Below are 4,726 nucleotides of genomic sequence, written 5' to 3'. Positions count from 1 at the left end.
GCGATAGATGCGGAATTCGCGCAGGTTGTTCGCGAGCTTTCCATCAGCACCTTGCGGCTTCGGCCAGGTCTTGCCCTCTGTCAGGCGGGAATTCTTGGGGAGTTGAAACTGGGCCATTGCAGGCTCCTCAATACACGCGCTGCTTCGGCGGAATGGTCTGCACGTCGTTCGACATGGTGTAGGAATGCACCGGGCGATAATCGATCGTCACCGAGCGCTTGTTCTCATCCATCCAGGCGAGCGTGTGCTTCATCCAGGTCTTGTCGTCGCGATCCGGGAAATCCTCGCGCGCATGGGCGCCGCGCGATTCCGTGCGGTTCACGGCCGAATCCATCGTCACGACGGCCTGAACGATCAGGTTGTCGAATTCGAGGGTTTCGAGAAGGTCCGAGTTCCAGACGAGGCTGCGATCCGTGACCCTGATGTCCTCGATGCCCTTCCACACCTCGTGGATGAGCTTGGAGCCTTCCTCCAGCGTCTCGCCGGTGCGGTAGACCGCGCAATTCGCCTGCATGGTCTTCTGCATCCTGAGGCGAAGTTCCGCCGTGGAGGTGCCGCCATTCGCATAGCGGTAATGATCGAGGCGGCCGAGCGAGAGATCGGCCGAACTCGCCGGGAGTTCCGGCTGCTTCGCGCCGGCGGTCACCAGTTCGGCGGCACGCAGGCCGGCCGCGCGGCCGAAGACCACGAGGTCGATCAGCGAGTTCGAGCCGAGGCGGTTCGCGCCGTGCACCGACACGCAGGCCGCTTCGCCCACAGCCATCAGGCCGGGGACGATGGTATCCGGGTTGCCGCCCTTCATGGTGACGACTTCGCCATGATAGTTCGTCTGGATGCCGCCCATGTTGTAGTGCACGGTCGGCAGAACCGGGATCGGCTCCTTCGTCACGTCCACGCCCGCGAAAATCTTCGCGCTTTCCGAAATGCCCGGCAGGCGGGCATGGAGGATCGCGGGGTCGAGATGCTCGAGATGCAGGTGGATGTGGTCGCCGCTCTTGCCGACGCCACGGCCCTCGCGGATTTCCATGGTCATGGCGCGGGAGACCATGTCACGCGGGGCGAGATCCTTCACGGAGGGCGCGTAGCGCTCCATGAAGCGCTCGCCGCCCGCATTGGTGAGGTACCCGCCCTCGCCGCGTGCGCCCTCGGTGATGAGGCAGCCCGCGCCGTAGATCCCAGTGGGGTGGAACTGCACGAATTCCATATCCTGCAGCGGCAGGCCGGCGCGCAGAACCATCGCATTGCCGTCCCCCGTGCAGGTATGCGCGGAGGTGGCCGAGAAATAGGCACGGCCATAGCCGCCGGTCGCGAGAATGCAGAGTTGCGAGCGGAAGCGGTGGATCGTGCCGTCATCCATCTTCATGGCGACGACGCCACGGCACACGCCTTCCTGATCCATGATCAGGTCGATGGCGAAATACTCGATGAAGAACTCGGTCGAGTTCCGCAGGGCCTGGCCATAAAGGGTGTGCAGGATGGCGTGGCCCGTGCGGTCTGCCGCCGCGCAGGTGCGCTGGGCCGGCGGGCCGTTGCCATAATCAGTGGTCATGCCGCCGAATGGGCGCTGGTAGATCTTGCCCTCTTCGGTGCGCGAGAAGGGCACGCCCCAATGCTCGAGCTCATAAACCGCCGCCGGTGCGTTTCGGCAGAGATATTCGATGGCATCCTGGTCGCCCAGCCAGTCCGACCCCTTCACGGTGTCATACATGTGCCATTTCCACTCATCCGGCCCCATATTGCCGAGCGCCGCGGCAACGCCGCCCTGCGCCGCCACCGTGTGCGAGCGGGTGGGGAACACCTTGGTAATGCAGGCCGTGCGCAGGCCCGCCTGGCTGCAGCCGACCGTGGCGCGCAAGCCCGCACCACCCGCGCCCACCACCACCACGTCGAAAGTGTGATCGGTAACCGGATAGGCGCGTCCGTTGATCTCGAACGTGCCCTTCGCTTTCGCGTCCTTCGTTGCCATGAAACAGGTTCCCTGCCGTGAATTCGAAACGAACCGCTCAGCCGCCAAGGCCAATGCGGAGGATGGCGTAGATGGAGGCGAGCCCCATCAGCACCGCGAAAAAGGTGTTGAGGAGGATGAGCGCGATCTTCCGGCCCTCCTCATGGACGTAATCCTCGATGATCACCTGCATGCCGAGCCGCATATGCACGAAGGCCGAGACGAGGAAGGCGATGAGCAGGATGCCGACGAGCGGGTTCGCCACCAGCGCGCGGGCGCCAGAATAATCAAGCTTCGCGAGCATCAGGACGATCACCACCATCGCGAAGGTCAGCGGAATGTTCGCGACCGCGGTCAGGCGCTGCAGCCAGAAATGGCCGGTGCCGGATTTCGCAGCGCCAAGGCCACGAACACGGGCGAGCGGGGTGCGGATCGAGTTCGGATTATGCGACATGTTTCATCCCCCTCAGCGCATCAGCACCATTGCCCAGACGAGCGCCGTCAGGCCAACCGAGCCGATGATGGTCGCCCAGCCGAGCTTCATGCGGGCTTCGCGCCCGAACATGGCACCCGTATCCCAGATGAGATGGCGCAGGCCGCCGAGCATGTGGTGGAAGAGCGCCCATGTGTAACCGAACAGCACGAGCTTCCCGATCCAGGAACCATAGATCGCCTGAACGGTTCCGTAGGCGTCCTTGCCGGCCGCCAGCGCCACGAGGAGCGCGACCACCAGAAGCGTGCCGAAGAACAAAGCCGCGCCGGTGACACGATGCAGGATGGACATTACCATCGTGATCGTCGGCTTGTAGATCTGAAGATGGGGCGAAAGCGGGCGCTGGGCCGGAGAGGTGCGCGGCATCGGGTTTTCCAAGTCTGGTCTTCGTGTCGTGCCACAAAGACGTTGCGAAAACGGAACAAGGGGGTCCGTTAGCGAAAACTCTGTCGCATCGCAACACGTGAGCCGCACAACCTTGGTCTGAACCGTCAGCCTTGCAGCACCACACCCCGGCGCGCCAGCCTTTCTCTCACTTCCTGATACGCTGCCTGAATGCGAATCGTCTTGAGGCGCGAGGTCGCACCCGCAACCACCTTCACCGCGCGACCGGAATAGCCGAGTTCGCCCGCCAGGAGGGCTTCGAGCGCCGCATTGGCAGCGCCGTTCTCGGGGATGGCGCGCACCCGCGCCGCCAGCACCATCCGCCCGTCCGACAGGGCCTGCCGACCATCGATCGCATCTCGCCCGCCCTTGGGTGTCAGGCGAACGAGCAGCAATGTGGCGTGGCCTTCCGCACGCAGAAACCCGGCGGGTGCGGGCTCGTTCATTTCTTCAGATCGTAGATTTTCTGGCCCGAAAAGGTGAAATCGAGGCCCTTCTGCGGCAGATGGCACGCATAACAGGAATCCAGCTTGATGGGGTTCGGTGCGCCATCCGGCTTGAAGGAGGCGTATTCCCAATCCCCGTTATCCTGCTCGGCCGGGAAGAGGTTGGTCTCGCCCCATCCCGCGCGCTTCTCCATGACCGCGATGGCCCGAAGGCGCTGCGTCGGCAGGAGCCGGCCATCCGCACCCTTGAGCGGCGCACCGCCTGCTTCCAGAGCGATATCCCGGTCGGCCATCACCAGAATGGTTCCATCCGGGAAGGGTTCGCCCGGTTTCACCGCGGCCAGGGCCTGCTCGTTGATGTAGAGATAGTGGACGATCTTCCGGTCCGGCTTGTCGATCCTGTCGTAAAGGCGGAAGGTCTTTTCGAAATCGGTCGGGTAAGCAACGCGCGTGAATGTGGCATCGCCCGCGTTCTGCGCCAGTCCCGGCACTGCCAGGAAACCCGATATGGCCGCGACGCACGCGGCATTCCCCTTGCGGATCATGCACCCCTCCTCCCGTTTGGTGAGGCAGAGAGTGACCGAGGCCCGCGCTCTGCGCAAGCCCCGGAAGCCGCGCCGGCTGCCTCAGAACACCCAATGCACAAGGCGCATCAGAAACAGCAGGCCGATGATGAGCACCATCGGCGAGATGTCCACCGGGCCAAGATTCGGCATGCGCCGGCGGATGGGCGCCAGCACGGGCTCCGTCACGCGATACAGGAACTCGCCGATCGACGAGACAAGCGGCTGGCGGGCATTCACGATGCCGAAGCCGATCAGAAGGCTGAGCACGGCCTGCGCGACCACCATCCAGATGTAGAGGGAAACGACGGTATCGAAAAGCCAGAGCAACGGATTCATCGAGAAGGCCCCAAACAGATCTCCGAACCGGAAGACGCTTCCGGGCGAACGGCGACGCAAACCGAGCGCCACCTCACCACCTCTATCCGAGGCGGGCATGGGCGGGCAAGGCCGGCAGAGGCCCTCAAGTTGCGCAGCAGCACGAATTGCCCGTTGACTTCACCGAGAAGTTCCGCGATGAACCGGCCACCCTGAATTGGGGCTGTAGCTCAGCTGGGAGAGCGCTGCAATCGCACTGCAGAGGTCAGGGGTTCGAATCCCCTCAGCTCCACCAGTCCTCCGTGATTTGGTCGGTGGATCCGGTACACAGCCAAAATCCGTCACTTACACCCCGCCATGTGGTCACAATCGTGGTATGCAAAGGGGCATGAAGAGGGTGGCTGACGATTGGTATCTCCTTAGGCGCGGCGAGATATGGAGTTGACCCGCTTTTGTGGACACCTTTGAAGTCATTTTCGGGAGTGTCCCATGCCTCGTTTCCGAAGTGCTTATCCGCCGGAGTTCCGGCGACAGATGGTGGAGTTGGTCCGGTCCGGCCGCACGCCCGAAGAGCTGG

Annotated in this window: 6 protein-coding genes and 1 tRNA gene; 1 reads left to right on the top strand and 6 read right to left on the bottom strand. The window is 63.4% G+C overall.

What is annotated here, in order from left to right; translation table 11 throughout:
* Positions 1-127: 127 nt before the first annotated feature.
* From sdhA to ACKODO_RS04700, 6 genes are all read right to left on the bottom strand, one after another.
* On the bottom strand, positions 128-1,966 hold the full coding sequence (sdhA, locus tag ACKODO_RS04725; protein ID WP_408982299.1) for a succinate dehydrogenase flavoprotein subunit: 1,839 nt from the start codon (positions 1,964-1,966) through the stop codon (positions 128-130).
* Positions 1,967-2,003: 37 nt separating this feature from the next.
* On the bottom strand, positions 2,004-2,399 hold the full coding sequence (gene sdhD / locus ACKODO_RS04720) for a succinate dehydrogenase, hydrophobic membrane anchor protein (RefSeq protein WP_408982298.1): 396 nt from the start codon (positions 2,397-2,399) through the stop codon (positions 2,004-2,006).
* 12 nt (positions 2,400-2,411) lie between these two features.
* Complete coding sequence (gene sdhC, locus ACKODO_RS04715) at positions 2,412-2,804, bottom strand: succinate dehydrogenase, cytochrome b556 subunit (RefSeq protein ID WP_408982297.1); 393 nt, start codon at positions 2,802-2,804, stop codon at positions 2,412-2,414.
* A 125-nt stretch (positions 2,805-2,929) separates the two neighbouring features.
* A complete protein-coding gene (locus tag ACKODO_RS04710) occupies positions 2,930-3,268 on the bottom strand; it encodes a DUF167 family protein (protein WP_408982296.1) in 339 nt (112 codons plus the stop codon).
* Positions 3,265-3,813, bottom strand: a complete 549-nt coding sequence (locus tag ACKODO_RS04705) for a cytochrome P460 family protein (RefSeq protein WP_408982295.1) — start codon at positions 3,811-3,813, stop codon at positions 3,265-3,267. The genes ACKODO_RS04710 and ACKODO_RS04705 overlap by 4 nt, the downstream gene beginning before the upstream one ends.
* Positions 3,814-3,894: 81 nt before the next feature.
* Positions 3,895-4,170 carry a YggT family protein gene (locus tag ACKODO_RS04700; protein WP_408982294.1) on the bottom strand — a complete coding sequence of 92 codons (276 nt, stop codon included), beginning with the start codon at positions 4,168-4,170 and terminating at the stop codon, positions 3,895-3,897.
* Positions 4,171-4,368: 198 nt separating this feature from the next.
* Between ACKODO_RS04700 and ACKODO_RS04695 the strand changes: the two genes are divergently transcribed.
* A tRNA-Ala gene (locus tag ACKODO_RS04695) sits at positions 4,369-4,444 on the top strand.
* Positions 4,445-4,726: the final 282 nt, after the last annotated feature.

The sequence above is a fragment of the Rhabdaerophilum sp. genome, from assembly GCF_046092605.1.
Classification (GTDB): Bacteria; Pseudomonadota; Alphaproteobacteria; order Rhizobiales; family Beijerinckiaceae; genus Rhabdaerophilum.
The sequence above is the reverse complement of the archived record's forward strand: the minus strand, read 5'-3'. Positions and strand labels throughout refer to the sequence as shown.

Bases quoted from the DNA above. Each gene is read 5' to 3' on its own strand.
- ACKODO_RS04710 (WP_408982296.1), bottom strand. From the start codon at position 3,268: ATGAACGAGCCCGCACCCGCCGGGTTTCTGCGTGCGGAAGGCCACGCC.
- sdhD (WP_408982298.1), bottom strand. From the start codon at position 2,399: ATGTCGCATAATCCGAACTCGATCCGCACCCCGCTCGCCCGTGTTCGT.
- sdhA (WP_408982299.1), bottom strand. From the start codon at position 1,966: ATGGCAACGAAGGACGCGAAAGCGAAGGGCACGTTCGAGATCAACGGA.
- ACKODO_RS04705 (WP_408982295.1), bottom strand. From the start codon at position 3,813: ATGATCCGCAAGGGGAATGCCGCGTGCGTCGCGGCCATATCGGGTTTC.
- ACKODO_RS04700 (WP_408982294.1), bottom strand. From the start codon at position 4,170: ATGAATCCGTTGCTCTGGCTTTTCGATACCGTCGTTTCCCTCTACATC.
- sdhC (WP_408982297.1), bottom strand. From the start codon at position 2,804: ATGCCGCGCACCTCTCCGGCCCAGCGCCCGCTTTCGCCCCATCTTCAG.